General features: G+C 61.6%; 17 protein-coding genes, 3 tRNA genes and 4 pseudogenes. 8 read left to right on the top strand and 16 right to left on the bottom strand.

Translation table 11 applies throughout. The features are described from left to right. Window positions 1-32: 32 nt before the first annotated feature. The 8 genes and pseudogenes from G5575_RS17495 to G5575_RS17525 form a co-directional block, all read right to left on the bottom strand. Window positions 33-1,024 (bottom strand): annotated as a pseudogene (locus tag G5575_RS17495) (ABC transporter ATP-binding protein). Then, window positions 1,017-2,039, bottom strand: a complete 1,023-nt coding sequence (locus G5575_RS17500; RefSeq protein WP_164535448.1) for an ABC transporter ATP-binding protein — start codon at window positions 2,037-2,039, stop codon at window positions 1,017-1,019. The pseudogene G5575_RS17495 and the gene G5575_RS17500 overlap by 8 nt, the downstream one beginning before the upstream one ends. Beyond that, window positions 2,036-2,725, bottom strand: a complete 690-nt coding sequence (locus tag G5575_RS19625) for a DUF885 family protein (protein ID WP_207633244.1) — start codon at window positions 2,723-2,725, stop codon at window positions 2,036-2,038. The genes G5575_RS17500 and G5575_RS19625 overlap by 4 nt, the downstream gene beginning before the upstream one ends. Further along, window positions 2,680-3,654, bottom strand: a pseudogene (locus tag G5575_RS20800) (DUF885 family protein); the annotation flags it as partial. The pseudogene G5575_RS20800 and the gene G5575_RS19625, both read right to left, overlap by 46 nt. Then, window positions 3,651-4,766: a Gfo/Idh/MocA family protein gene (locus G5575_RS17510; protein WP_164535449.1), complete on the bottom strand. Its 1,116-nt coding sequence runs from the start codon at window positions 4,764-4,766 to the stop codon at window positions 3,651-3,653. The pseudogene G5575_RS20800 and the gene G5575_RS17510, both read right to left, overlap by 4 nt. Further along, window positions 4,763-5,845 (bottom strand): ketopantoate reductase family protein, encoded by a 1,083-nt coding sequence (locus tag G5575_RS17515; protein WP_164535450.1) that lies wholly within the window; start codon window positions 5,843-5,845, stop codon window positions 4,763-4,765. The genes G5575_RS17510 and G5575_RS17515 overlap by 4 nt, the downstream gene beginning before the upstream one ends. Next, on the bottom strand, window positions 5,772-7,043 hold the full coding sequence (locus G5575_RS17520; protein WP_207633245.1) for a hypothetical protein: 1,272 nt from the start codon (window positions 7,041-7,043) through the stop codon (window positions 5,772-5,774). Before G5575_RS17520 ends, G5575_RS17515 begins: the two co-directional genes overlap by 74 nt. Before the next feature lie 11 nt (window positions 7,044-7,054). Continuing rightward, complete coding sequence (locus G5575_RS17525; RefSeq protein WP_164535451.1) at window positions 7,055-7,465, bottom strand: VOC family protein; 411 nt, start codon at window positions 7,463-7,465, stop codon at window positions 7,055-7,057. 128 nt (window positions 7,466-7,593) lie between these two features. Here G5575_RS17525 and gcvA point away from each other — a divergent pair, with 128 nt between their 5' ends. Continuing rightward, window positions 7,594-8,484 carry a transcriptional regulator GcvA gene (gene gcvA / locus G5575_RS17530; RefSeq protein ID WP_164535452.1) on the top strand — a complete coding sequence of 297 codons (891 nt, stop codon included), beginning with the start codon at window positions 7,594-7,596 and terminating at the stop codon, window positions 8,482-8,484. A gap of 128 nt (window positions 8,485-8,612) precedes the next feature. Here the strand turns inward: gcvA and G5575_RS17535 are convergent. From G5575_RS17535 to G5575_RS17555, 5 genes are all read right to left on the bottom strand, one after another. Next, window positions 8,613-8,689, bottom strand: a tRNA-Asp gene (locus tag G5575_RS17535). Between the two features lie 219 nt (window positions 8,690-8,908). Then, window positions 8,909-8,984, bottom strand: a tRNA-Val gene (locus G5575_RS17540). A 131-nt stretch (window positions 8,985-9,115) separates the two neighbouring features. Further along, window positions 9,116-9,391, bottom strand: a complete 276-nt coding sequence (locus G5575_RS17545) for an HU family DNA-binding protein (protein WP_164535453.1) — start codon at window positions 9,389-9,391, stop codon at window positions 9,116-9,118. 197 nt (window positions 9,392-9,588) lie between these two features. Continuing rightward, on the bottom strand, window positions 9,589-10,794 hold the full coding sequence (locus G5575_RS17550) for a TCR/Tet family MFS transporter (protein ID WP_164535454.1): 1,206 nt from the start codon (window positions 10,792-10,794) through the stop codon (window positions 9,589-9,591). 118 nt (window positions 10,795-10,912) lie between these two features. Then, complete coding sequence (locus G5575_RS17555) at window positions 10,913-12,391, bottom strand: NAD(P)H-hydrate dehydratase (RefSeq protein ID WP_164535455.1); 1,479 nt, start codon at window positions 12,389-12,391, stop codon at window positions 10,913-10,915. 174 nt (window positions 12,392-12,565) lie between these two features. Here G5575_RS17555 and G5575_RS17560 point away from each other — a divergent pair, with 174 nt between their 5' ends. Continuing rightward, window positions 12,566-13,207 carry a PilZ domain-containing protein gene (locus G5575_RS17560; protein WP_164535456.1) on the top strand — a complete coding sequence of 214 codons (642 nt, stop codon included), beginning with the start codon at window positions 12,566-12,568 and terminating at the stop codon, window positions 13,205-13,207. 312 nt (window positions 13,208-13,519) lie between these two features. Continuing rightward, on the top strand, window positions 13,520-13,960 hold the full coding sequence (locus tag G5575_RS17565) for a PilZ domain-containing protein (protein WP_164535457.1): 441 nt from the start codon (window positions 13,520-13,522) through the stop codon (window positions 13,958-13,960). A gap of 62 nt (window positions 13,961-14,022) precedes the next feature. On the opposite strand, the pseudogene glnA reads toward G5575_RS17565, so the two are convergent. Both glnA and G5575_RS17575 read right to left on the bottom strand, forming a co-directional pair. After that, a pseudogene (gene glnA / locus G5575_RS17570) lies at window positions 14,023-15,430 on the bottom strand (type I glutamate--ammonia ligase). A 52-nt stretch (window positions 15,431-15,482) separates the two neighbouring features. Further along, entirely contained in the window at window positions 15,483-15,821 is a 339-nt protein-coding gene (locus tag G5575_RS17575; RefSeq protein ID WP_046136017.1) for a P-II family nitrogen regulator, read from the bottom strand. A gap of 327 nt (window positions 15,822-16,148) precedes the next feature. Here G5575_RS17575 and G5575_RS17580 point away from each other — a divergent pair. The 5 genes and pseudogenes from G5575_RS17580 (at window position 16,149) to G5575_RS17600 (ending at window position 20,238) form a co-directional block, all read left to right on the top strand. Then, a tRNA-Leu gene (locus G5575_RS17580) sits at window positions 16,149-16,233 on the top strand. Window positions 16,234-16,278: 45 nt separating this feature from the next. After that, window positions 16,279-17,657: pseudogene (gene tig / locus G5575_RS17585) on the top strand (trigger factor). A 599-nt stretch (window positions 17,658-18,256) separates the two neighbouring features. Further along, the gene (locus tag G5575_RS20805; RefSeq protein ID WP_235936133.1) at window positions 18,257-18,565 is read left to right on the top strand and encodes a PRC-barrel domain-containing protein; all 309 of its coding nucleotides are present in this window, start codon (window positions 18,257-18,259) and stop codon (window positions 18,563-18,565) included. A 117-nt stretch (window positions 18,566-18,682) separates the two neighbouring features. Continuing rightward, on the top strand, window positions 18,683-19,849 hold the full coding sequence (locus G5575_RS17595; RefSeq protein ID WP_164535459.1) for a GGDEF domain-containing protein: 1,167 nt from the start codon (window positions 18,683-18,685) through the stop codon (window positions 19,847-19,849). Between the two features lie 92 nt (window positions 19,850-19,941). Continuing rightward, on the top strand, window positions 19,942-20,238 hold the full coding sequence (locus tag G5575_RS17600; RefSeq protein ID WP_164535460.1) for a GIY-YIG nuclease family protein: 297 nt from the start codon (window positions 19,942-19,944) through the stop codon (window positions 20,236-20,238). 159 nt (window positions 20,239-20,397) lie between these two features. Here G5575_RS17600 and G5575_RS17605 read toward each other — a convergent pair whose 3' ends face one another. Further along, on the bottom strand, window positions 20,398-21,912 hold the full coding sequence (locus G5575_RS17605) for an ATP-binding cassette domain-containing protein (protein WP_164535461.1): 1,515 nt from the start codon (window positions 21,910-21,912) through the stop codon (window positions 20,398-20,400). Window positions 21,913-22,045: the final 133 nt, after the last annotated feature.

Raw genomic sequence — 22,045 nt, forward strand, 5'->3', positions numbered from 1 at the left:
ATCCACAGTGCTCGCGATTTGATCAGGCGGGCCTAGGCCAGCGGCTTGCGCAGGTCCAGTTCGTGGCTGCGAATGCAAGCGGCACGATGCCCGCTTTCAAAGGTCTCGAGCGGCGGCACGACCTCGGCGCAGGCGTCAATGGCGTAGGGGCAACGCGTGCGGAAGACGCAGCCAGAGGGCGGGTTGATAGGGCTGGGCAAATCGCCCTTGAGCGTGATGCGCTCGCGCCGCACCGTTGGATCCGGCACCGGCGCCGCATCGAGCAAAGCACGCGTATAGGGATGGCGCGGGTTCGAGTAGAGCTCGGCAGCCGTCCCCATTTCCATGACCCGACCGAGATAGAGCACGATGACGCGGTCGCAGAGAAATTCGATGACCGACAGATCATGCCCGATGAAAAGCAGCGACAGGCCCAGTTCGCGCCGCAGATCCTGCAGCAGATTGATGATCTGGGCCTGGATCGAGACGTCGAGCGCCGAAACCGGCTCGTCGGCAACAATGAATGCGGATTCACCGCAAGTGCCCGGGCGATCCCGATGCGCTGGCGTTGCCCACCGGAAAACTCATGCGGGAACCGCGCAGCGGCACTGCGCGGCAACCCGACCTTTTCCAAAAGATCGCCCACGCGCTGTTCGCGGTCCCTGCGCGTGCCGATCTTGTGCAGCATCAGCGCCTCGCCCAGCGTCTGGCCGACGCTCATGCGCGGGTTCAAGCTGGCATATGGGTCCTGGAAGATGATCTGCATCTTGCTGCGCAAGGCCTTGAGATCACCCGCCGAGAGCGTCGTGACCTCTTCACCATCGAGTTGCACCTTGCCCGAGGTCGGCTCGACCAGCCGCAGCACGGCGCGGCCAAGCGTCGTCTTTCCGGACCCCGACTCGCCGACGAGGCCAACAACCTCGCCCTTGCCGACGGTGAAGGACACGCCATCGAGCGCGCGCAGCGTTGCGCCTTCCTTAAAGAGCGTCTTGCCGATCGGATAATGGACCTTGAGGTCTTCGACGACGAGGAGCGGCTCAGCCATGGACTTCGTTCCAGCGGATGCAGCGGGCCCGATGTTCGGGAACGACCGGCAGGAGGGCGGGCACGGCGGCGCGGCATTCTGGGATCACCCAGGCGCAGCGCGGGTTGAAGTCGCAGCCCTGAGGCGGATTGCGTGGATCGACCACGCTGCCGGGAATGGCGCGGAGCCGCAGTTCCTGGCCTGATGCGCGGGCGGCATGATCGATCACGGGAAGGCTATCGAGAAGACCGCGCGTATAGGGGTGGCTTGGGCGGGCGAAGAGCTCGCGTACCGGTGCAGTTTCAACGATGCGGCCGCCATACATGACAGCGACCCGATCGGCGACTTCGGCGACGACGCCCAGATTGTGGGTAATGAACAGGATGCCCATGCCGATCTCGCGCTGCAGGCGCCGCATGAGTTCGAGGATCTGCAACTGCACCGTCACATCAAGCGCCGTGGTCGGCTCGTCGGCGATCAGGAGCGCCGGATTGCAGGCCAGCGCCATGGCGATCATGACGCGCTGGCGCATGCCGCCGGACATCTGGTGCGGATAAACTTCGGCACGGCGAGCGGGATCGGGGATTTCGACCAGCGCCAGCATTTCGATGGCGCGCGCCCAGGCCTGCTTGCGGGTCAGGTTTTGATGGAGGCGCGCCGCTTCGGCGATTTGAGCGCCGACCTTCTGGGTCGGATTGAGCGAAGTCATCGGCTCCTGGAAGATCATGCCGATTTCGTTGCCGCGAATGGCGCGCATGGCGCCTTCCGGCTGCTTGACGAGATCGACCACCTGGCCCGAGCGGGTACGAAACAGCATTTCGCCGCCCGTGATGGCGCCGACGCCCTTCTGGATGAGGCGCATGACCGAAAGACTGGTGACGGATTTGCCCGAACCGCTTTCGCCCACCAGGGCGACGGTTTCGCCCTGACCAATGGTCAAGTCGACGCCCTTGACCGCACGGACGATGCCGGTTTCGGTCGAGAACTCAGTGACGAGGCCGCGGATGTCGAGCAGCGGGTTGGTCTGATCCGTCATGGGTTAAGGTGCCCTGCCCTTTCCATTTCCTCGGCGATCCAGGCGAGCGGCATATGGCCGTAGCTCAGGAGGTGATCGTGGAAATCGAGCGTGTCGCCCTTCCAGCGCTGGCGCAAGCTCTTGATGCCCTCGACGCCCAGCCAATACATGAGGCGCGAGCCCGGCAGCATGGAATTTCGGACCACTTCGCCCTCGACGCGGGCAGCGGCAAAGCCGGCCTCGCGGTAAAAAGCCATGGCTTCCTCGAGGCTCCAGTCGCCTAAATGCAGCTTTATGTCGACAAGAACACTTGCGGCATTGCGGCGCTCGAATTGCTTAAGGAGCAGGATTTCGGCTGGGGTGTAGAAGCCCGGAACTTCCATCAGCAGGTCTTCGACATAGCAGGCCCAGCCTTCGATCAGCGTGCCTGAGCCGAGAAAGGCTAGACCCAGGGCGCAATCGGTGCCGGCGATACGCGCCAGACGCGACTTCGCCGCACGGGCGCGGGTGTTTTGCGTGTGATGGCCGATGCTGCCGTGGTGCACGGCATGGATGGTCTTGACCATGGCGGTGTTGTTGGCGCGCAAAAACGCACACTCATCATCGCCGGGCGGGGTAACCCAATAAACGCTGCCGGCGTCGGGATTGAGGCCGGGGGCGAGCGATAGAACAGGAAATAGAGCGGCTGGCTGATCTTGCGGAAGCACGGCGCCATCCAGCGATAGTCGAGGTCGTATTCCTGCGCCGGAGTGACGAGCGCGGCGCCCTGGGCGATAGCGCGGACATCCCACTCCATGTAGCTGTCGAAAACCTCTTCGGCGTCCGACGGGTGGATGTCGGCAAGTCCGGCGATGATCTCCGCCGCCGAACGGCTGGGGTCGATGGCGCGCGCCATCTCGGCCATCTCGTCGGCCATCCGCTTGTAGGCAGCTTCTGCCATGTCGACGGCTTCGCGTGGAGACATGGGGAGGCCGTGAATTTCGGCCATAAGCTGGGTAAGATAGGCCTCGCCACACGCCGGATCGGCATCGGGCTGGGTGTCGAGTGCGGCAGCGAAGGCTTCGAAGGCGTCGGCAGCCTGGCGCGCGGGCTCGGCCCAGTCGTCGGCAAATTCTTCGTGCAGCTTTATGTCGGTGCGCAGGAAACCGGCCATGGCCGTTGCTTCCTTTTGCGCGCGCTTGACCCAGCCTTGGGTGGCCGGCACGCTGTCGAGGCATTCGATGGCCGCGCGGAGGAAAGTGCCGATGCCGTTTAGCCGCGCGATCAGCGCCGCGTGACGGATCGGCATGGATTGCGGCAGCAGAAGTGAAATGATGGAGAACGCCGCTTCTCCCGAATACCAGGCGGGGTTATGGAGCCGTGGCCGTGTTCCGGCTGCAAGCCGCTGCATCCGAAGTTCGGCCAGCATCATGCGCCGGTCGAGCCGGTCGCCCAGGTCCTGTGGTTCTTCGCTTGCTTCCAAGCGGACGAGAAGATCGTCGATCTCGGCAATCTCTTCATTGAGCGTTTCGGGCCCGGCCGGCGGCAATTCGCTATCATGGGCCTTGTCGCCCATGAAGGTCGCATCGACCGGACGGAAGCGCCAGTGATGGGCGAGGAAGTCGTCGACCAGCGCCGGATCGTAAGAAACCGTCATGCGTGTCTGCCCGGCAGGTCGACCCAGCGGCGCTCGAAATGCGCCTTGATAATCGCATCAACAATTTCCTGGCTCTTGGCGCCGTCGAAGAAGGTGCATTCCTGCGGGCGGTCCTCGAGGATTTCATCGACGAAATGACGGACGAGATTGCGATAATAGAGTTCGGGCCAAGGCGTATTGAGCGTCGTGCCCGGCGGCAGGGCTTCGGGGCCGACATCGTAGGGGATGAACTCGACGGCTTCGGCCTTTGCGATCTTGAGGGTTTCGGCGGTGCCGAACTCAGAGATCAGCCGGGCAACGGCGGCGCCCTTCGAGCCATAGACGCGAATTTCGACGCCGGGATAATTGCCCACGGCCACATAGGAAGTCTGGAGGAGACCCTGCGCGCCGTTGGCATATTCGACCAGCGCGACAGCGCCGTCTTCGACCTTGATCTTCTGCAGCCCGACTTCACCGCGGACGATACGCTCGGGGATAAAATTCTTCATGGTCGAGGCGACGGAGCCGAATTCGCCGCCGAGCCAGCGCATCAAGTCGATCAGATGCGAGCCATAGCCGACGATGGAGGCCGGGATCAGAGAATTGCGGTCGACGCCCGGAGTAATCTGGCGTAGCGGCTCCTGCGGGTCGAGCCACTGTGAATTCTGCTCAAAGCCGTGGATGTGGAAGACTTCGCCCAGCGTGCCGTCATCGATCCACTTCTTGATCTGACGGACGGCGGGCGAATAGCGGAAGGTGAAGCCGAGCTTGGTGCGGACGCCCTTGGCATCGGCCTTGGCGGCCGCATCGAATGCCGGCGCGGCTTCAGTGTGGAGCGGCTTCTCAGAGAGCACATGCTTGCCGCCTTCGATGGCAAGAAGGCTCAGCGGCAGGTGCGTGTGGGTCGGGGTGCAGACGTCGACCATCTGCACGTCCGGATCGGCGATGAGCTTTTCTGGGTCGGTATAGACTTTCCTCGCCCCGTACTTCTCACCCATGGCCTTGGCGCGATCGGGATCGAGATCGCAGACGGCGATCAGGTCGACGCGTTCATGCGCCTTGTAGCCGGGAAGGTGCGCCTTGTCGGCCCAGGTATGCGCGCCAATAAGGCCGACGCCTAGTTTAGTGCTCATGGCAGGGTCTTTCCGATCTCGGCCGCATAGGCTTCAAGTTCATCATAGTTGTGGAAGCCGAGCTGGCGCTTGCCGTCTTCGATCTCGTAGATCATGCCGACCATCTTCTCGTTGAGACGGGTATCGGCACCGGCCTTCTTGCCAAACTCGATGAGCTTACCGGCAAAGGCGCGGGTCTCGGACGGGCGCTTGCGATAAACGATATCCCACCAGATACCCGAACCCTTCTTCTTGAAATTGTGGGTCGGCTTGTTGTCCTGGTCCTTCTTGAGGAGCCAGATGGCGTGGTCGATATTGGCGAGGAGTTTCTTGGTGTCCTCGGCCGTCTTCACGCGATAATTAGCTGGATCGAAGAAGTCGAAGGCCTGGATGTCGATGTTGTTGGCATCGGCGATTTCGAGGGCTTCCTTAACTACGGCACCGGCGAGGCGGGCATAGCGCTCGACGCCAAGCGTGTCGCGAATCTTGGCATCCGCCAGCGCAGAGAAGACGACTTGGGCGGAGTAAACTTCCTTGGCCCAGATCTGACCCCAGATACGGTCCGAATACTGAACCTCGGTCAGGGCCGAGAGCGCATCGCCGATCTCCTTGAGCCGCGGCGTCATCTCGCCGCTGAGTTCACCGAGCTGGATGGGGCCTTCGTGGACGAATTCGATGTATCCGGGATCAACCAGCGCACCGCCATAGTTGGGAATAGAGCCGATCACGATGTCCTTGCCCGGCAGGCCGGCTTCGTCGAGCAGCGCCACCATGTCGGGCTCGTTGAAGCCGTTCTGGTAGGAAACGACGGCGCTGTCCGCTTTCAACAGCGGCACGATTTGCTTCAGGGCCTCGAGCGTGTGCTGCGACTTGGTCGCGATCAGCACGACGCCGAGATCGCCCGAAAGCTGATCTGGGGTCGCAGCCTTGACCTTGACGTTGAGATCGCCGCGGACGCCGTCGATGGTCATGCCGTTGGCGTTAAGGGCATCGACATGTTCTTTCCAGCGATCGACGAGCAGCACGTCATGGCCGGCTTTGGTCATGTAGGCGCCGGCCAGACCGCCAATGGCGCCGGCACCGATAATGGTGAACTTCATTGGCCTGAACCTTCTTAGTTGGCGACCTGGGGGAACATCGAAAGGCTCTCGGGCGAGTTCGCATAGGAGTAGAGTGCCTTGATGAAGGCTGGGCGCTCGCGTCGGTCACGCGCTCGCGCACCTTGCGGACGATCTCGTTGCCCGCCCAATAGGAGGAGATGAAGGGACCGCGGAACGGGTGGGCGGCCATGCGCAGGCGCCCCTGTACCCAGGCTTCCTGGCCCATGGCGGTGGTGCGGAGGTAATTGGCGACGTCTTCGCGCGGTACGCCATCGACCATCAGCATCCAGGCGGCGCTGGTCTGGGCGGCAGAACGGACACGGCGCAGCTCGATGTGGATCGCGTCATCGTCGTCTTCGACGAAATCGATCAGGTGTACGCCCTGGTCGCCAATGCCTTCCTGAACGCAGCCAGTGATGGCGTCGGTGGTGATGAGGAGCGCGTCCGCGGGCGCTTCGCCGGCAGCGACGGCAGCCTTGGTCGAAAGCAGCTGGGTCGAGTGACCAGGATAGACTTCGTGGCAGACCAGGTGCTTCAGCGCAGCGCGGGTGAAGCTCAGGTCAAAATTGAGGTCCATCTTGCCTTCGTTGAAGGAGCAGCGGGCGGTGTAGAACATGCCGCGGACCGGGTTGAGCACCATGTCATAATCGCCAGTGTCGAAGATCATGGCGTCGGTCTTGGCCTTGGCCTGCGCCATCAGTTCGCGGAACACCGTCTCCACCTGCTCTGCAGGCACGGCGCGTGCTTCTTCCCAGGCCGCGACGCGCTCGCCGAGCGAGCCATTGACGAAGCCGGAGCGCTTGAGAACCGCGTCGAGTTTGGCGAGGGCATCTTCGATGACCGCTTCGTCCTCACGCCCGGCAGGGGCGCCCACGAGTTGGGTGACCTTTTCCTCAAAGCTGGGGCTTGCGCCGGCCAGCATCTTGGTGGCGGTGCGGACCGAACGGATCATGCCTTCGAGAAAGACCTTGCGCGGGCCCGCTTCGAGCTTGGCGGCCTCTGCGGCTACCGTATCGAGATCGGTCTTGATCGCGTCGACATTGTCGTATTGGCGCGCCGAAACAGTGTCGGCGCCCAGGTAGATCGGCACCAGGCCTTCGCCGCCCAGAAGGCTGCTGTCTGCCGGCTGGCGGCGCTCATAGGCATCGATGCCCATGGTGATGGAAGTGAGGTCGCGACCGATCTCGAAGGAATTCATGGCACCAAAACTCAGTGTTCGAAGATGGCGTCGGGGTTGCGGAAGGACTTGAATTCCATCGCATTGCCGGACGGATCGAGAAGAAAGAACGTGCCCTGCTCGCCCGGTTCGCCTTCGAAGCGGATCTTGGGTTCCATGACGAAGGGGTAGGATGCGCCGCGCAGGCGGTCGATCAGGCCGTTCCAGGTTTCCCAAGGAAGCACGGCGCCGAAATGGTGCAGCGGCACCATGTCATTGCCGACCTTGGACTTGGCGACGGGCTTTGGATCGTTGTTGATATGCGCCGAAAGCTGATGCCCAAAGAAGTCGAAGTCGATCCAGTTCTCGGCTTCGCGGCCGACCTTGCAGCCGATGACCTCGCCGTAGAACTTTCTTGTGCTTTCTTTGTCCTTCACTGCGAAGGCCATGTGGAATGGGATCATTTGGGCGGGTCCAGCCAAGGGGTATGGGTTAGCGCTTTGTCGCGCCTTCTTGAAAAAGCTAGCGGCTTGGCGGCGAGAGGCAAGGCGCATAAAGATTGCCCTTGCATGACCCTATGGAATGATAATTCGTGAAACGACGCGTTCTCCCCTCACTCAACGCATTAAGAACCTTTGAAGCCGTGGCCCGGCACAATTCCTTCACCCGCGCGGCGGAGGAACTGAACGTCACGCAAAGTGCCGCCAGCCGGCTGGTGCACAGCCTTGAAGAATATCTCGAAGTCCCGCTCTTTACCCGCCGCAGCCGACGCATCCAGCTGACCGACCAAGGCACCTATTACAGCCGCCTCGTCAGCCGCTCGCTTGATCTTCTGGAAGCAGGAACGGTGGAACTTATGAGCTCGCGCGCCGGACAGGGCACGCTCTCGGTCGGCATGTTGCCCACCTTCGGGACTCGCTGGCTCCTGCCCCGCCTGCCCTCGTTCCAAAAACTTCATCCCGACATTTCGGTGAATGTCGTCTCCAGTGACGGCGACCTCGATTTTACTCGCGAACGCATCGATATCGCCATCCGCTTCGGCCATGGCGAATGGAGCGACGCGCTTGTCGATCCGCTGATGGGCGAGGAAGTGCAGGTCGTCTGCTCGCCGCTTCTGGTCGACCCCGACCGCCCCCTCGACCACCCAAGCGACATCACCCGCTACCGGCTCATCGAGCACTCCACCCGCCCCCATAGCTGGGAACATTGGTTCCGCTCGGTTGGCGCCGAATTGTCCCCGATCGACTGGGGCCCGCGGCTCGAGCATTTCTTCATGATCATCGAAGCGGCCAAGGCAGGCCTCGGCATGGCGCTGCTGCCGACCTTCCTGATCGAGGAAGAACTCCGAACCGGTTCCTTGATCGCACCCTTTAAGACCCGGGTTTCCGGGCCGGGCGCCTATTACCTCGTCACGCCGCAAACCAAAGCCGGCCTGCCCCGCGTCACCGCTTTCCGGCGCTGGGTCTTGGGGCAGCTGGCATGATTGACAGAACGGCCGGCTCAAACCGGCCGATGCTGCACACAGCAAATCGCACCGCGTTCCAAGCCAGAAACACGGTGACTGCAAAACTGTAACTGAGGTGAGAAAAACGCGCAAACCCTGGAAAAGGGTGGCGCGAGAGACGGGGCTCGAACCCGCGACCTCCGGCGTGACAGGCCGGCGCTCTAACCAACTGAGCTACTCCCGCAGCGCTTGCGAACAAGTCATCCGCGCAACGTGTGGTCCATGTACTGGCACCCCGGGGGAAGTCAAGCGATGGAACACGACAATTTTGCGAAACACTTTTAGGCTGTGGAAAACCCAAAGTTTGCAGACACTAAGGCTGATCTCTTGATGCACCGCGCCAGCTTCGCACCTGGTGCGAATTGATCCGGCAGCCCACAGCATTTCGAAGGGAGGAAGGGAATGGTGGGCGATGACGGGCTCGAACCGCCGACATCTTCGGTGTAAACGAAGCGCTCTACCAACTGAGCTAATCGCCCGTCCGCATGGCGGATCGGAATGTTGCCTGATTAGGGGCACGGCACCTGCCCGTCAACAGCGATTTGCCCAAAAACAAATCGGCCCCGGCGAAATCGCTCAGGGCCGATTGCTCAGAACAACGTTCGGCAGCTTAGCCGTTGATCGCGTCCTTGAGGCCCTTGCCGGGCTTGAACTTGGCCTGGTTGGAAGCCGGGATCTGGATCTCGGCGCCGGTTGCAGGGTTGCGGCCGGTGGAAGCCTTGCGCTGGGAGACAGCAAAGGTGCCGAAGCCAACCAGACGAACTTCTTCGCCGGCCTTCATGGCGTCGGAGATGGCCTCGAACACTGCGTCAACCGCTTCGGCGGCCTGAGCCTTGGTGATCGTAGCCTTGTCGGCAACGACGCCAACCAGATCGTTTTTGTTCATAGCGTTTCCTCACAGTGAATGCCCGCCGTCACTGGCGAACCCAAAACGACGACTTCCTTTTGCGATTCTTCGCAAGACGCAAGGAATTCCGGGGTTTTCGGCCCGCAGGGCGGTGTAAAGCTGTTAATGAACCGGAAAAACCGTGATCGCAACCCCGCTTTGCCGGAAAAGCCCGGTTCTCTGGGGAAAGCTCGGGTTTATGCAACGGGCGTGGTGGCCGCAGAGGGACGCGTGCGCCCCATGGCGACGAAGAGTGGCACGACCAGAATATAGATGCTGATGGCCACGAGCCAGATCGCGCCCGGCCAGCTTGGCCGGAAGGCATGGTAGGTGATGCTGAAAAACAGCGGACCGAATACGGCGGCCAAACTCACGAGGCTGGCGAGCACGCCTTGAAGCTGCCCCTGCCGATCCTCGCCGACCTGGCGGGTGGTGAGCGATTGCAGTGCCGGAATGCCGATGCCGCCAAGCGCAAAGATCGGCGCCATGAGGAAGAGGACGTAGCCCTGCGTCGCAAAGGCCATGGTCAGCATGGCGCCCACTTCGAACAGAACGCCGACGATCAGCGCCCAGCGTTCGCCCAGTTTAGCGACCGCAGGGCCGGTGACGAAGGCCTGAGCCAGAGCATGGCAAAGGCCCCATGCCGCCAGTGACAGTCCGATGACCGTGCCGTTCCAAGTGAAGACATCTTCGGAAAAGATCGCCCAGTTGGTCGGGTAGACCGTGCCGACGAAGTTCAGGATCAGGAAGATGCCGATCAGTGGCAGGAGCGGCTTGAAGCTCAGTGCCCAAGCCAATGGCTTAAAGGGATTGAGGGTCGAGAGGCTGAACCTTGCCTCCCGCTGGCCGGGGCGCGATTCCGGCAAGACAAAAAGCGCGAGGCCAAAGTTGAGACCATTGAGCAGCGCGGCGCAAAGGAATGGAGCGCGGACCCAGATGTCGCCGAGAATGCCGCCGAGCACCGGGCCAATGATAAAGCCGATGCCGAACATGGCATGGAAGTAGCCGAAGCGCTTGGCGCGCTGGTCCTCGTCGGAAATGTCGGTGATATAGGCGGTCGCGACGGCCATGTTGTTGGCGCTGGTGATGCCGGCAATGGCGCGGCCGATCACCAGGAGCCAGAGATGGGGCGCGAAGGCCATGACAATATAGTCGATGGCAGCGCCGGCCAGCGACACGAGCAGAACGGGGCGGCGGCCGAAGCGGTCGCTCAGGACGCCAAGAATAGGTGAGAACAGGAACTGGCAGGCAGCATAAAGCGCCAGCATGATGCCGAGCAGTGTGGCGATGTCGCTGGTGTGGCCCACCTCGCGGAGCAGCGCCGGGAGGATCGGAAAGACCAGACCGATGCCGATGGCGTCGAGCATGACCGCGGCCAGGATGACGATCAGGGCTTTGTTCATCTTCTGGCTCCGGGGATGCGGGCGCATGGTGTAGAAGGCTTGCGCAGGAACGGCAATATGGGGCGTCGCTGACAAAGAATGGCAGCAAGGCATCCCGGAAGCGCAGCTTCGGGTCAGATTATGCCAGGCGCAAAGCGCGGGGTATAAGGTCGGGCAGATCCTCGCTGAGCATGCCGGGACCACCGAACTGGTTGGCAGCCTCGGCATGGAGCCAGACCGCAGCGGAGGCTGCTTCAAAGGGCTGCATGCCCTGCGCCAGAAGCCCGGCGATCATGCCTGCCAGCACATCCCCTGCCCCGGCCGTCCCAAGCCAGGACGGCGCATTGTCGTTGATGGCGGCTCGTCCGTCCGGGACAGCGATCACCGTATCGCTGCCCTTGAGCACGATAAAGGCGCCGGAGCGCTCGGCGGCGGTTCTGGCGCGGGAAAGCTTGTCGCCTTCGAGGTCACCAAAAAGGCGCTTGAACTCGCCTTCATGCGGCGTCAGCACGCTTGGTTTTTCAGAATTCTTGATGGCGGCAAAAAGAACCTCCGGCTCGTCGGCAAAGCTCGTGAGCGCGTCGGCATCCAAAACCGCTGCGACCCTGGAGTCTAAAGCCGACCGCACATTGAGCGCCGTGGCTTCGCCAATACCCGCAGCAGGGCCGATCACGACCGCGCCGATCTTCTTCTCGGCAAGGAATTCAGCGAGCGCGCTGGGCTGGGCGATTTCCCGAAGCATGATGGCCGTGACATGGGCCGCATGCACCAGGAGGGCATCGCGTTCGCCCACAAGGGTGACGAGGCCCGCCCCGGTGCGAAAGGCGCCAAGGGCCGAAAGGCGCGCCGCTCCCGTCTGCAACGCATTGCCCGAAACGACCACGACATGGCCGCGGTCGAACTTGTGGCCGTCTTGATGCGGTTGGGGAAGCGCCCAAAGTCCGGGACCGTTGCGCCAGGTTTGAGCGTCGATGGTCTCGAGCACAGTCTCCGGCAGTCCGATGTCGGCGACGATCAACTCGCCGCAGTTTATGCGTCCGGGAAGCAGCAGATGGCCGGGCTTGCGGCGAAAAAAGGTGACCGTCGTCGTGGCTCTGACCGCAACGCCACGCTGTTCGCCGCTGGCACCATCGATGCCGCTGGGAATGTCGACGCTGACGATCGGCAGAGCAGATTGGTTTGCCTTTTCGATGACGCTAGCGAAGCGCCCGGAAACCTCCCGATCAAGGCCCGCGCCGAGCATGGCATCGACAATGAGGTCGTAGCCGGCGAAGGCGATATTGTCCCCGTTGCCGATGGTGCCAGCGTACCGCGCCGCCATGGTCGCGGCATCGCCTTTGAGCGAAGCCTGATCGGCCAGAAGGTGCAGGTCGACGTGCCACCCCTGCTCGGCCAGCAAACGGCCAACAACAAAGCCGTCGCCGCCATTATTGCCGGGCCCGCAGAGGATCGCCACCCTGCCCTTTTTAAAGCGACTGGTGATGGCGCTGGCGACCGCGGCACCAGCCCGTTCCATCAAGTCGATCAACGGCACGCCGTGTTCGGTCGCCAGCCGGTCGGCTTGGACCATCTCCTTGGGCGTGAGCAGAATTTGGGCTTTTGCATTCGCTTGGGTCATTAGCGCACCATATCTTCGTCGAAGCAAAATGCACTTGGGCGGCAATGGTCACGCCAAAGGACGGTCTTATAGAGATTTTTACCTAAACGCGTTTTTACTGAGGACATCGGGGAATGTCCGAGCAGATCAGCCAGGGTAACTGGCAGGTGCGAAGACGGTGAGGAGCGTCGTGCCTTGGTCACCGGGTTGGACAAAGAGGAAAGCAGACCGAATTACGAGTGGCATGATGTGCGCTTTATCGGTGCGCTTATCGGCCGCTATGCCCTGCCCGCGCGCCGCCAACCCGAGGACGAAAAGCTCCCCGTCTATGCCTGCCGGCTTTGCTCGATATCGACGCGTATGCTGGTGGCCATGGGACCGGTGGTCGGCGAGGAAGGCGAAACCGTTTCCGCCCATTTCGACGAGTTCGGCATCCTGCGCGGCCGCATCGCCCGTCGCCTGCCGCAAGGCTTTGTCATGGACATCACCATTTCTGACAGCGAACGCGAAAGGCTGGGCGCAAAGATCGCCTGGCAGAAAAAGTGCGTTCACTCCCAGGTGCCCGATAAACGCGAGCACAAGCGCTTCCAGCCGCGGGACCCGCGCACCACGATCGTCACCGGCGACGGCACACGCCACTCTTGTTTCATCATCGACGTTTCCCAGTCGGGCGTCGCTGTGTCGGCTCCGATCTGGCCCGAGATCGGCACGCCGATGGCTGTGGGACGGCTCGTCGGCCGGGTCATACGCCATCTCACCGTCGGCTTCGCCGTGCAGTTCGTCGACATCCAGGCGCTCGACGAGCTTGAGAGCTTGCTGCAACCGCTCGGCAATTGATCCGGTTAGCAACAGGTTACCGTTCGCGCGTCAATTTGCGCTCAATATTCAAGCCGATGTTGAGATGCATGCTCCATTCTGCTCCTGACCCAAGGAGGCAGTTTTGGCCCAAGTTTTGGAACGCGTTGACGTCGCAGTGCATGGGATCAGGACAGTTTCGGGCCGCTATGCCATCGGCGCCGACGAAGGCTATCCGGGCGTCAATCTGTTCGCCTGCCGGCTTCGGATGATGTCGAGCGATGCGTTCCGGGTGACGGCACCGGTCATCCCGCCCCCGGGGAATCGATCCTTGCCACTTTGGAACCATTCGGCGTGCTGCGTGGCCATGTGGAGCGGCAGTTCGAAGACGGTTTCGTGGTCAATATTGAACACCACGGCTCGAGCCGCGAAAACCTCAACCGCGCCATCAAGCAGTTTACTGAGACGCTCTGGACCGAGGCCGGCGAGCGGCGCGGCGCCAAGCGCCTGCTGCCGCGTAATCCCCGAACGGTGTTCGCGCGGCCCGACAACTGGTCGCAGCCATGCCTTGTGATGGATTATTCCGTCACCGGCGCCGCCATCTCATCGGCCTTCCAGCCCGCCGTGGGCGAGGTCGTCACCGTGGGCACGATCACCGCCGAAGTTGTGCGCCTGTTCGATGTCGGCTTTGCCGTGCGCTTCTTCGAGCAGCAAAGCGAAGACGATGTCGAGGCCGGTTTGCAGGCGCCAAACGACTGGGAACAGATGCTGCGACGAGCTTTCGAAGGCCGGTAGGCGCACAAATCCAAGCCGAAAAAGGGGCCCCGCGGGGCCCCTTTTGATTTCCACTCTGGCGATTAGGCCGAGTAGTACATTTCGTATTCTACCGGGTGCGGGGTCATTTCGACGCGGTGAACTTCCTGCATCTTGAGCTCGATGTAGGCATCGATGAAATCGTCGTCCATGACGCCGCCGACCTTGAGGAACTCACGGTTCTTGTCGAGGCTTTCCAGGGCTTCGCGCAGCGAACCGGACACGGTCGGGATTTCCTTGAGCTCGTCCTTGGGCAGCTCGTAGAGATCCTTGTCCATCGGGTCGCCCGGGTGGATCTTGTTCTTTATGCCGTCAAGACCAGCCATCAGCAGCGCGGTGTAGGCGAGGTAGGGGTTCGCCAGCGGATCGGGGAAGCGAACTTCGACGCGCTTGGACTTCGGCGACTGGCCGAAGGGAATTCGGCAGGAAGCCGAACGGTTACGAGCCGAGTAGGCCAGCAGAACCGGAGCTTCGAAGCCCGGCACCAGGCGCTTGTACGAATTGGTGGTCGGGTTGGTGAAGGCGTTGATGGCCTTGGCATGCTTGATGACGCCGCCGATATAGTAGAGGCAGTCCATCGAGAGACCGGCGTACTGGTCGCCGGCAAAGAGCGGCTTGCCGTCCTTCCAGATCGACATGTGGCAGTGCATGCCCGAGCCATTGTCGCCATAGACGGGCTTGGGCAGGAAGGTCGCGGTCTTGCCATAGGAATTGGCGACCTGCTGGACGGCATACTTGTAGATCAGCACGTCGTCGGCCGACGCGATCATCTGCTTGTACTTCATGCCGAGTTCGTGCTGGGCGGAAGCCACTTCGTGGTGGTGCTTTTCGATGATCACGCCCATCTGGCCCATGGCCTCGAGCATTTCACCGCGCATGTCCTGGGCACTGTCGAGCGGCGGAACCGGGAAGTAGCCCTTCTTGATGCCGATGTGGTGGCCGTTATTGCCGCCTTCGTAGTCGGGCGTTGTTGGTCGGCAGTTCCGACGAATCGATCTGGAAGCCGACCTTGTAGGTGGTGGTCGAGTACTTGACGTCGTCGAAGATGAAGAATTCGGGCTCGGGGCCGAACACGACGGTGTCGCCGATACCGGAGGACTTCACCAGGCCCTCGGCCTTCTTGGCGATCGAGCGCGGGTCGCGGTTATAGGGCTGGTAGGTGGCGGGCTCGAGAATGTCGCAGTTGATGGCGAGGGTCGAGGCGGCGAAGAACGGGTCGATATAGACCGAGGTCGGATCGGGCATGAGCACCATGTCCGACTCGTTGATGGCCTTCCAGCCGGCGATCGAGGAGCCGTCGAACATCACGCCGTCTTCGAACATGTCGGCATCGACAACCGAAGCGTCCAAGGTGACGTGCTGCAGCTTGCCGCGCAAGTCGGTGAAGCGGATGTCGAGATACTTGATGTTCTCGTCCTTGATACGAGCAATGATGTCGGCGCCAGTCGTCATAGGTGTTTCCCCTGGATTTAGACGGAATGCGTTGGTGTTGGTGGCGCGGCGCCTAGAGCGCGTCGTCGCCGAATTCGCCCGTACGGATACGGATCGCCTGCTCGATGGAGTAGACGAAGATCTTGCCGTCGCCGATGCGACCGGTTTGCGCGGCATTGCGGATGGCTTCGATGGCCTTCTCGGCGAGATCGTCGGGGCACACAACCTCGACCTTCACCTTGGGCAGGAAATCCACCACATATTCGGCACCGCGATAGAGTTCGGTGTGGCCCTTCTGGCGGCCAAAACCCTTGGCTTCGGTGACGGTGATGCCTTGAAGGCCCACTTCCTGCAGCGCTTCTTTGACTTCGTCGAGCTTGAACGGCTTAACGATCGCCTCGATTTTCTTCATTGCGTGCCTCCGCTGGCCGTTTTCGGCAGTTACCGCACAGAAGTATGCATGGGCTGTGCCAGCGAGTGCCAACTCAAATTATAGCAGGTTGCTCAATCACTTATCAGTCGTCAGCTTTGTTGCTGATAGCCCGCGATGTTCTACACTTGATCAACTTACAGGCATTTTGCCCGAAAAGTAGGCAAAACCTGCTTCGTCGCAGCCCGCTTGCGTCCGGCGCCTGATGAAATAAGCGCCACATCTTGTTGCGCCATTTCGCAAGACAAGGCTTTGACTGCCCTACTCTCTTCCTATAGATGCAACGCCAACCCGGCCACGGGGACCTTTGCGGGTGTGGCGGAATTGGTAGACGCACTGGATTTAGGTTCCAGCGCCGCAAGGCGTGGAGGTTCGAGTCCTCTCACCCGCACCATACGGCCCCGGCCGAACGAGATGAACCAATACGGGATCAACCCCAATGCAGGTAACTGAAACCCTCAACGAAGGCCTGAAGCGCAAGCTCAGCGTCACCATTCCGGCTGCGGACCTCAACACGCGCCTCGACGCCAAGCTGCAAGAACTCAAGGGCCAGGCCAACATCAAGGGCTTCCGTCCCGGCAAGGTGCCGACCGCCCATCTCAGAAGGTCTATGGCCGATCCGCCATGAGCGAAGTGATGACCGACGCGATCAATTCGACCGTCAGCGAGACGCTGGACGAGCGCAAGGAACGCGCCGCCGCCCAGCCCAAGGTCGATCTGCCGCAGGACCAGACCGTCATCAACGACGTGCTCGATGGTAAGTCCGATCTCGCCTTCGAAGTCGAATATGAAGTGCTGCCGCCCGTCGCGCTGATGGACTTCAACGGCATCAAGATTTCCAAGCCCGTGATTGAAGTCACCGACGAGGAAGTCGATGCCGAGGTCAAGCGCGTGTTCAACCAGAACCGCGGCTTCACCAACAAGGGTGACGAAGGCGTTGTCGAAAACGGCGACTACCTCGGCCTGTCGTTTGTCGGCAAGATCGACGGCGAAGCCTTTGAAGGCGGCACCTCCGACCACGCGCATCTCACCGTTGGTTCGGGCGAGTTCATCCCCGGCTTCGAAGAGCAGCTGATCGGCGCCAAAAAGGGCGAGACCCGTGACGTCAAGGTGACCTTCCCGGCCGACTACCAGAACAAGGAATTGGCCGGCAAGGACGCGACTTTCGAGGTCAACGTTCTCCATGTCGACGGCCCCAATGCCGGCGAGCTGGACGACGATTTCGCCAAGCGCCTGGGTCTTGAAGACGTTGCAGCGCTGCGCAAGGCCGTTCGCGAGCAGATGGAAAACGCCCTCGCCTCCATGGGCCGCCAGCACATGAAGCGCCAGGTTCTGGACGCGCTGGACGATGGCCACAAGTTCGACGTTCCGGCCCAACTGGTGGAAGCTGAATTCAACACCATCTGGCAGCGTGTCGAGCACGAAATCCAGAGCCACGGCCGTAGCTTCGAAGACGAAGGCACGACCGAAGAAGAAGCTCGCGAACAGTATCGTCGCATTGCCGAGCGCCGCGTACGCCTTGGTCTCGTGGTCGCCGAAATCGGCAACACCACGGATGTCCAGGTGACTGACGAAGAGCACCAGCAGGCGCTGATCGCCGAAGTCCGCCGCTTCCAGGGCCAGGAACAGCAGGTCTACGACTACTACCGCAAGAACCCGACCGCGCTGGCCTCGCTGCGCGCGCCGATCTTCGAGAACAAGGTCGTCGACCACATCATCAGCCTCGGCGAAGTCACCGACCAGCCGATGTCGCGCGACGAACTCGCCAAGCTCATCGAAGCGGGCGAAGAAGACGTGCCGGAAGAGCACCACCACTAAGCGTGGCAGAAAACTGAATCGAAAAGGCCGCCTCTAGGGGCGGTCTTTTAGTTTGCGCTGTAACTGGAGAAAGACACCCCCTTCCGAGCGACGCTAGGCTCGTCCCCTCACCAAGCTCTGCTTGCCTTCCCCTCTGAGGGGGAAGGTAACATCGAGTGTGTAGCAGGCTCTACTCATAGCCCCAGCGCCCACCCTCCCCCTCAGAGGGGAGGGAACCGAAGCTAGGCCACTTGGCCGTAGCGCAGGTGGGGGGGGGCCTTTGGCCTTGGCCACCACCCCAAATTGAACCTTTTCGCCGCTCCCCGCTTCTCCCAACTCCAAAGAGGAGATGCGTCATGCCGAAATACACTGCCGATGCGCCATTGCAGCCCAAGGGGGCGCATAACCGGCGTTTGTCTCTGGGTCTCGAACCCGAAGCGCTGGCGGCCGAAGCTGGGGTGACCACGGAGCAGCTGCGCGATTACGAGCGTACCAGCCCAGACCACGACTATGACATCGAAGTTGCGCAGCTGGTCTACTCGGCGCTCGACCGGCTGGAGCGGGTCAATCCCAACCTGCAGACCGGTCGCGGCGACGAGGGCCAGCCCAATGCCCCGGTTTTGAAGGACCATGCCAATCACGTCCGCCTAAAACCGTCCGAGTTGAGCTCCAAGACTCTCGAGGGCGCACCGATCTACGACGCCCACAATGCCGAAATCGGCAAGGTGTCCCACCTCCATGGCAGCGGACCCAGTGCCGAAGTCATCGTAGATGTGGGTGGCTTCCTGGGGCTTGGCGCCAAGCCAGTCGCCGTCAGCATGGCCCAGCTCGATTTCATGCGCGACGAGAACGGCCACATCCATGCACTGAGCCGTTTCAGCAAGCAGGATCTGGAGCACATGCCGGAGCATAGTCACCACCACCACTAAGCTACTGGTCAGAGCCAAATTTAAGCCGCGTTGGGATGCATTTTCCGGCGCGGATTAATATTGGCTTATGCAATGACGCCGTAGATTGCCGTCCGTAACAACGAGTTCGGGCGAAAGATGGCAGGTCAGGTATACCTATCCCTGCTCAACCCTTCTATCGCCTTCAGTTTCGCGGGCCTTGTTGCCCTGTTATGGCGCCGCTGGCCGAGCCAGACCCATCTCTTCCCGCTCAGCGTTTCTTTTCTTTATCTCGGCATCGGCTTCATCACGCATGAATGGCCCCTGCTGTCGCGCCCGGGCTCCATAAATTATTCCAGCAATGCCCTGTTTTTCGCGGCTGTCGTCCTCGCCTGCAGCAGCGCACTTGTTCGCGCCCGCGTCGGCGTGCCGGTGCTGCTGTTCGGGCTGATCATCGTGATCGCGGTGGCGGGCTTTGCCTGGTTCACCGTGGTCACACCATCGACGCTGTCACGCATCTATTTTCTCAACGGTTGCTTTGCCGTCCTGGCGCTCGTCACATCGTCACGCCTGCTGCAGACGGGCGCACATTCCCTTGCCGATCGATTGTTCGTGGCGGGCGTCGCCATGGGCGGGTTGCTGGCGGCCGGGCGTCCACTGCTGATGGTCACGGGCGTCCTCAAGCTCAATGACAGTGGCGAGCTTTCCCAATCCGCGTATTGGGATTCGGTGCTTGGCCTGACGCCACTCTTGTCGGTGATGGTCATTTCGCTTTTTGTATTCGCATTGGTGCTGGACCTGATGACTGGCCTTCGGCGCGAGGCGGATCAAGATTACCTGACCGGGCTCCTCAACCGTCGCGGTTTCGAGATCGGCGCCGAAACGCGCCTGGCAGGCAGCGCCGGGCGCCACGCAGCAGCGGCCCTCCTTGTCGCCGATATCGACGATTTTAAGCAGATCAACGATCGTTTCGGCCATGCCGTTGGCGACAAGGTCATTGCCGCCGTCGGCCAGGTCTTGGCTCAGCATGGACAGGCCGACCTCGTCGGCCGTACCGGTGGCGAAGAATATGCCCTCTTCTACGAAACAGGGTCACGCCACACTCTTGAAACCTGCGCCGAAGCCGTGCGCACCGCCATGACCAAGCTCCACCTCGCGGGCCTGCCCGCAGGATACCGGCTGACCATCAGCATCGGCCTTCACCTCCGCGACGGCATCGAAAGTCTCGACGACATGATGCGCCGCGCCGACCGCGCGCTCTACGAAGCCAAGTCCGCCGGCAAAAATCGTGCAGTGCTGGCGCCGGTGAGATTGCGGTCGGTTTAGGGACCTTGCCTTTTACCCGACCATCAGTAGCCCTCATGGTGAGGTGCGTAGCGAAGCGAAGACCCGAACCACGAGGGCGTGGCAGGTCGATAATGAAAGTCTCGGTCTACATGGTCCGGTGTTCGGACGGCTCCTACTACACCGGGCTTACCAAGCGCGATCCAGAAGAGCGCGTCGGCGAGCACAATGCAGGCGTTGTGGATGGCTACGCCCATAGTCGCCGGCCGGTAGAACTCGTCTTTTCCGAGACGTTCGAGCGGATCATCGATGCCATCGCTCGCGAGCGTCAGATCAAGGGATGGTCGCGGAGGAAGAAAGAAGCGCTTATTCGTTACGACTATGAGGCATTGCCAGACTTAGCCAGCCGAGCAAAGAAGCGCCTGGACTGAGATCGTGCCACGCCCTCGTGGTTCGAGGCTCGCAAGAGCTCGCACCTCACCATGAGGGCTACTGGGGAGCATGAAGCTGCACTTACAGTAGCCTCATCCTGAGGTGCGAAGCGCAGCGAAGCCTCGAAGGACGAGGCGTGGCACCGTTAACACAACGCGCTACCCCTCTGCCATTTCCGCCAAAAACTCTTCCGGCCCATCGACTTCGACCAGCTTGCGCCGCTCGATCAGCAGGAACCGCGTGCCGATCGCCCGCAGGAAGGCGCGGTCGTGGGTGACGAGGACGGTGGTGGCGCCCTGCTCCCTTATATCGTCCTCGAGCTGTTCTTGGCCGGGAATGTCGAGGTGGTTGGTCGGCTCGTCCAGAAGATAGAAGTTGGGTTTTGCGAGGCGCAGCGCCAGCAGGGCGAGGCGCGCGCGTTGCCCTAGCGACATGGTCCGGATCGGCTTTGATTGCCGGTCCGGCGGGAAGCCGGCACCGGCGAGAAGCGCAATGCTGCGGCGGTCGCCTTCGTCGAAGCGGTGCAAGATGTAATCGAGCGGTGACGGATCGAGCGGCAGCCAAGCCAGCGCTTGATCGAGATAGCCGGAAGCGATCTGCGGGCTGAGCTTAAGGCCCGGCACCGGCTTGCCGCCAAGGGCTTCTGTGACGATGCGCATGAACTGAGATTTGCCGGTGCCGTTCCGGCCGAGCAGCACGATGCGGTCGCCCTGAAAGATATGGAGCTTGTCGATCGTGAACAGTGGCTTGCCATCGGGTGTCAAGACAGGAAAATTTTCGAACCCCATCATGACGCGGGCATCGGCGCCGGAATTGCCGAGCTTCACTAGACCAGTGCGGTCGCGATGCACCTCTTGCACCTGCGTCTCGATCTTTTCAGCGCGGTCGCGCAACTGCTTGGATTTGACCACCAGAAGGTCGCTGCCCGAATTGATGCCGACATTGGTAAGCTTTGCAGCCTGTTTGCGGAGCTGGTTAGCATATTTCAGATCGCGTTCGCGCTGGGCTTCGGCAGCAGCATCGACCTGGTCGAGCTCGGCGCGCGCCGCCGAGTAGGCGAGCGGCAAATAGACCTGTTCGCTGGGGCGCAGGAAGAGCGTTCGGTTGGTCGTGGCGTCGAGGAAGGCACGGTCGTGGCTGGCGATGATCACCGGCAGGGTCTTGGCCGCGTAGGAGAGCCAACGTTCGAGCATGGCAATGCGGCCAAGATCGAGGTGGTTGGTGGGCTCGTCCATGAGGAGCGCGTCGGGCTGCGTTACCCAACAACGCGCGAGAAGCGCCATTCGCTGCCAGCCGCCGCTGAGCTCGCCCAAGCGTTTTTCACGTAAATCGGGCGGGATGCTGAACTCTTCCATGACAACATCGACCCGCCAGCCTTCGCTGTCGAGGGTCGCTGCGCCGAGGGCCGAGCCGATGAATTCGGTCACGGTCTGGCGAAGGCCGGTTTCGGGCACTTCTTGCGGAACATAGCCGATGGCCAGGCCGCGAGACCGGGTGATTTCGCCCTCGCTGAGCTCTGTCAGCCCTGCCATGCCCTGCAGCAGCGTGGTCTTGCCGCGTCCGTTTGGCGCAACAAGGCCAACGTGGTCGCCATCGCCGATGACGAGGTTGAGGTTGGAGAACAAAAGTTCGCCAGCACGGTGGCCGGCATTGCGGAGGCTGATCATGCCCATGATATAAACTCACTGGATAGGCGCGATCTCGGATCAAGCGCCATTGCCATCAACGTGGGCAGGCCAGTGGTGTCGGAGGTGTCAGAACGTCCGGACCAGAACTGGTCAGCCCTGCAGCGGAAGCCACAGGGCG

Origin of the sequence: Devosia aurantiaca (assembly GCF_011058215.1) — a bacterium.
Lineage (GTDB): Bacteria > Pseudomonadota > Alphaproteobacteria > Rhizobiales > Devosiaceae > Devosia > Devosia aurantiaca.

Coding starts and splice junctions, on each gene's coding strand:
- G5575_RS17595 (WP_164535459.1), top strand. CDS start 18,683: ATGGCAGGTCAGGTATACCTATCCCTGCTCAACCCTTCTATCGCCTTC.
- G5575_RS17550 (WP_164535454.1), bottom strand. CDS start 10,794: ATGAACAAAGCCCTGATCGTCATCCTGGCCGCGGTCATGCTCGACGCC.
- G5575_RS17575 (WP_046136017.1), bottom strand. CDS start 15,821: ATGAAGAAAATCGAGGCGATCGTTAAGCCGTTCAAGCTCGACGAAGTC.
- G5575_RS17515 (WP_164535450.1), bottom strand. CDS start 5,845: ATGAAGTTCACCATTATCGGTGCCGGCGCCATTGGCGGTCTGGCCGGC.
- G5575_RS17525 (WP_164535451.1), bottom strand. CDS start 7,465: ATGATCCCATTCCACATGGCCTTCGCAGTGAAGGACAAAGAAAGCACA.
- G5575_RS17605 (WP_164535461.1), bottom strand. CDS start 21,912: ATGGGCATGATCAGCCTCCGCAATGCCGGCCACCGTGCTGGCGAACTT.
- G5575_RS17600 (WP_164535460.1), top strand. CDS start 19,942: ATGAAAGTCTCGGTCTACATGGTCCGGTGTTCGGACGGCTCCTACTAC.
- G5575_RS17520 (WP_207633245.1), bottom strand. CDS start 7,043: ATGAATTCCTTCGAGATCGGTCGCGACCTCACTTCCATCACCATGGGC.
- G5575_RS17510 (WP_164535449.1), bottom strand. CDS start 4,766: ATGAGCACTAAACTAGGCGTCGGCCTTATTGGCGCGCATACCTGGGCC.
- G5575_RS17555 (WP_164535455.1), bottom strand. CDS start 12,391: ATGACCCAAGCGAATGCAAAAGCCCAAATTCTGCTCACGCCCAAGGAG.
- G5575_RS17545 (WP_164535453.1), bottom strand. CDS start 9,391: ATGAACAAAAACGATCTGGTTGGCGTCGTTGCCGACAAGGCTACGATC.
- G5575_RS17500 (WP_164535448.1), bottom strand. CDS start 2,039: ATGACGGATCAGACCAACCCGCTGCTCGACATCCGCGGCCTCGTCACT.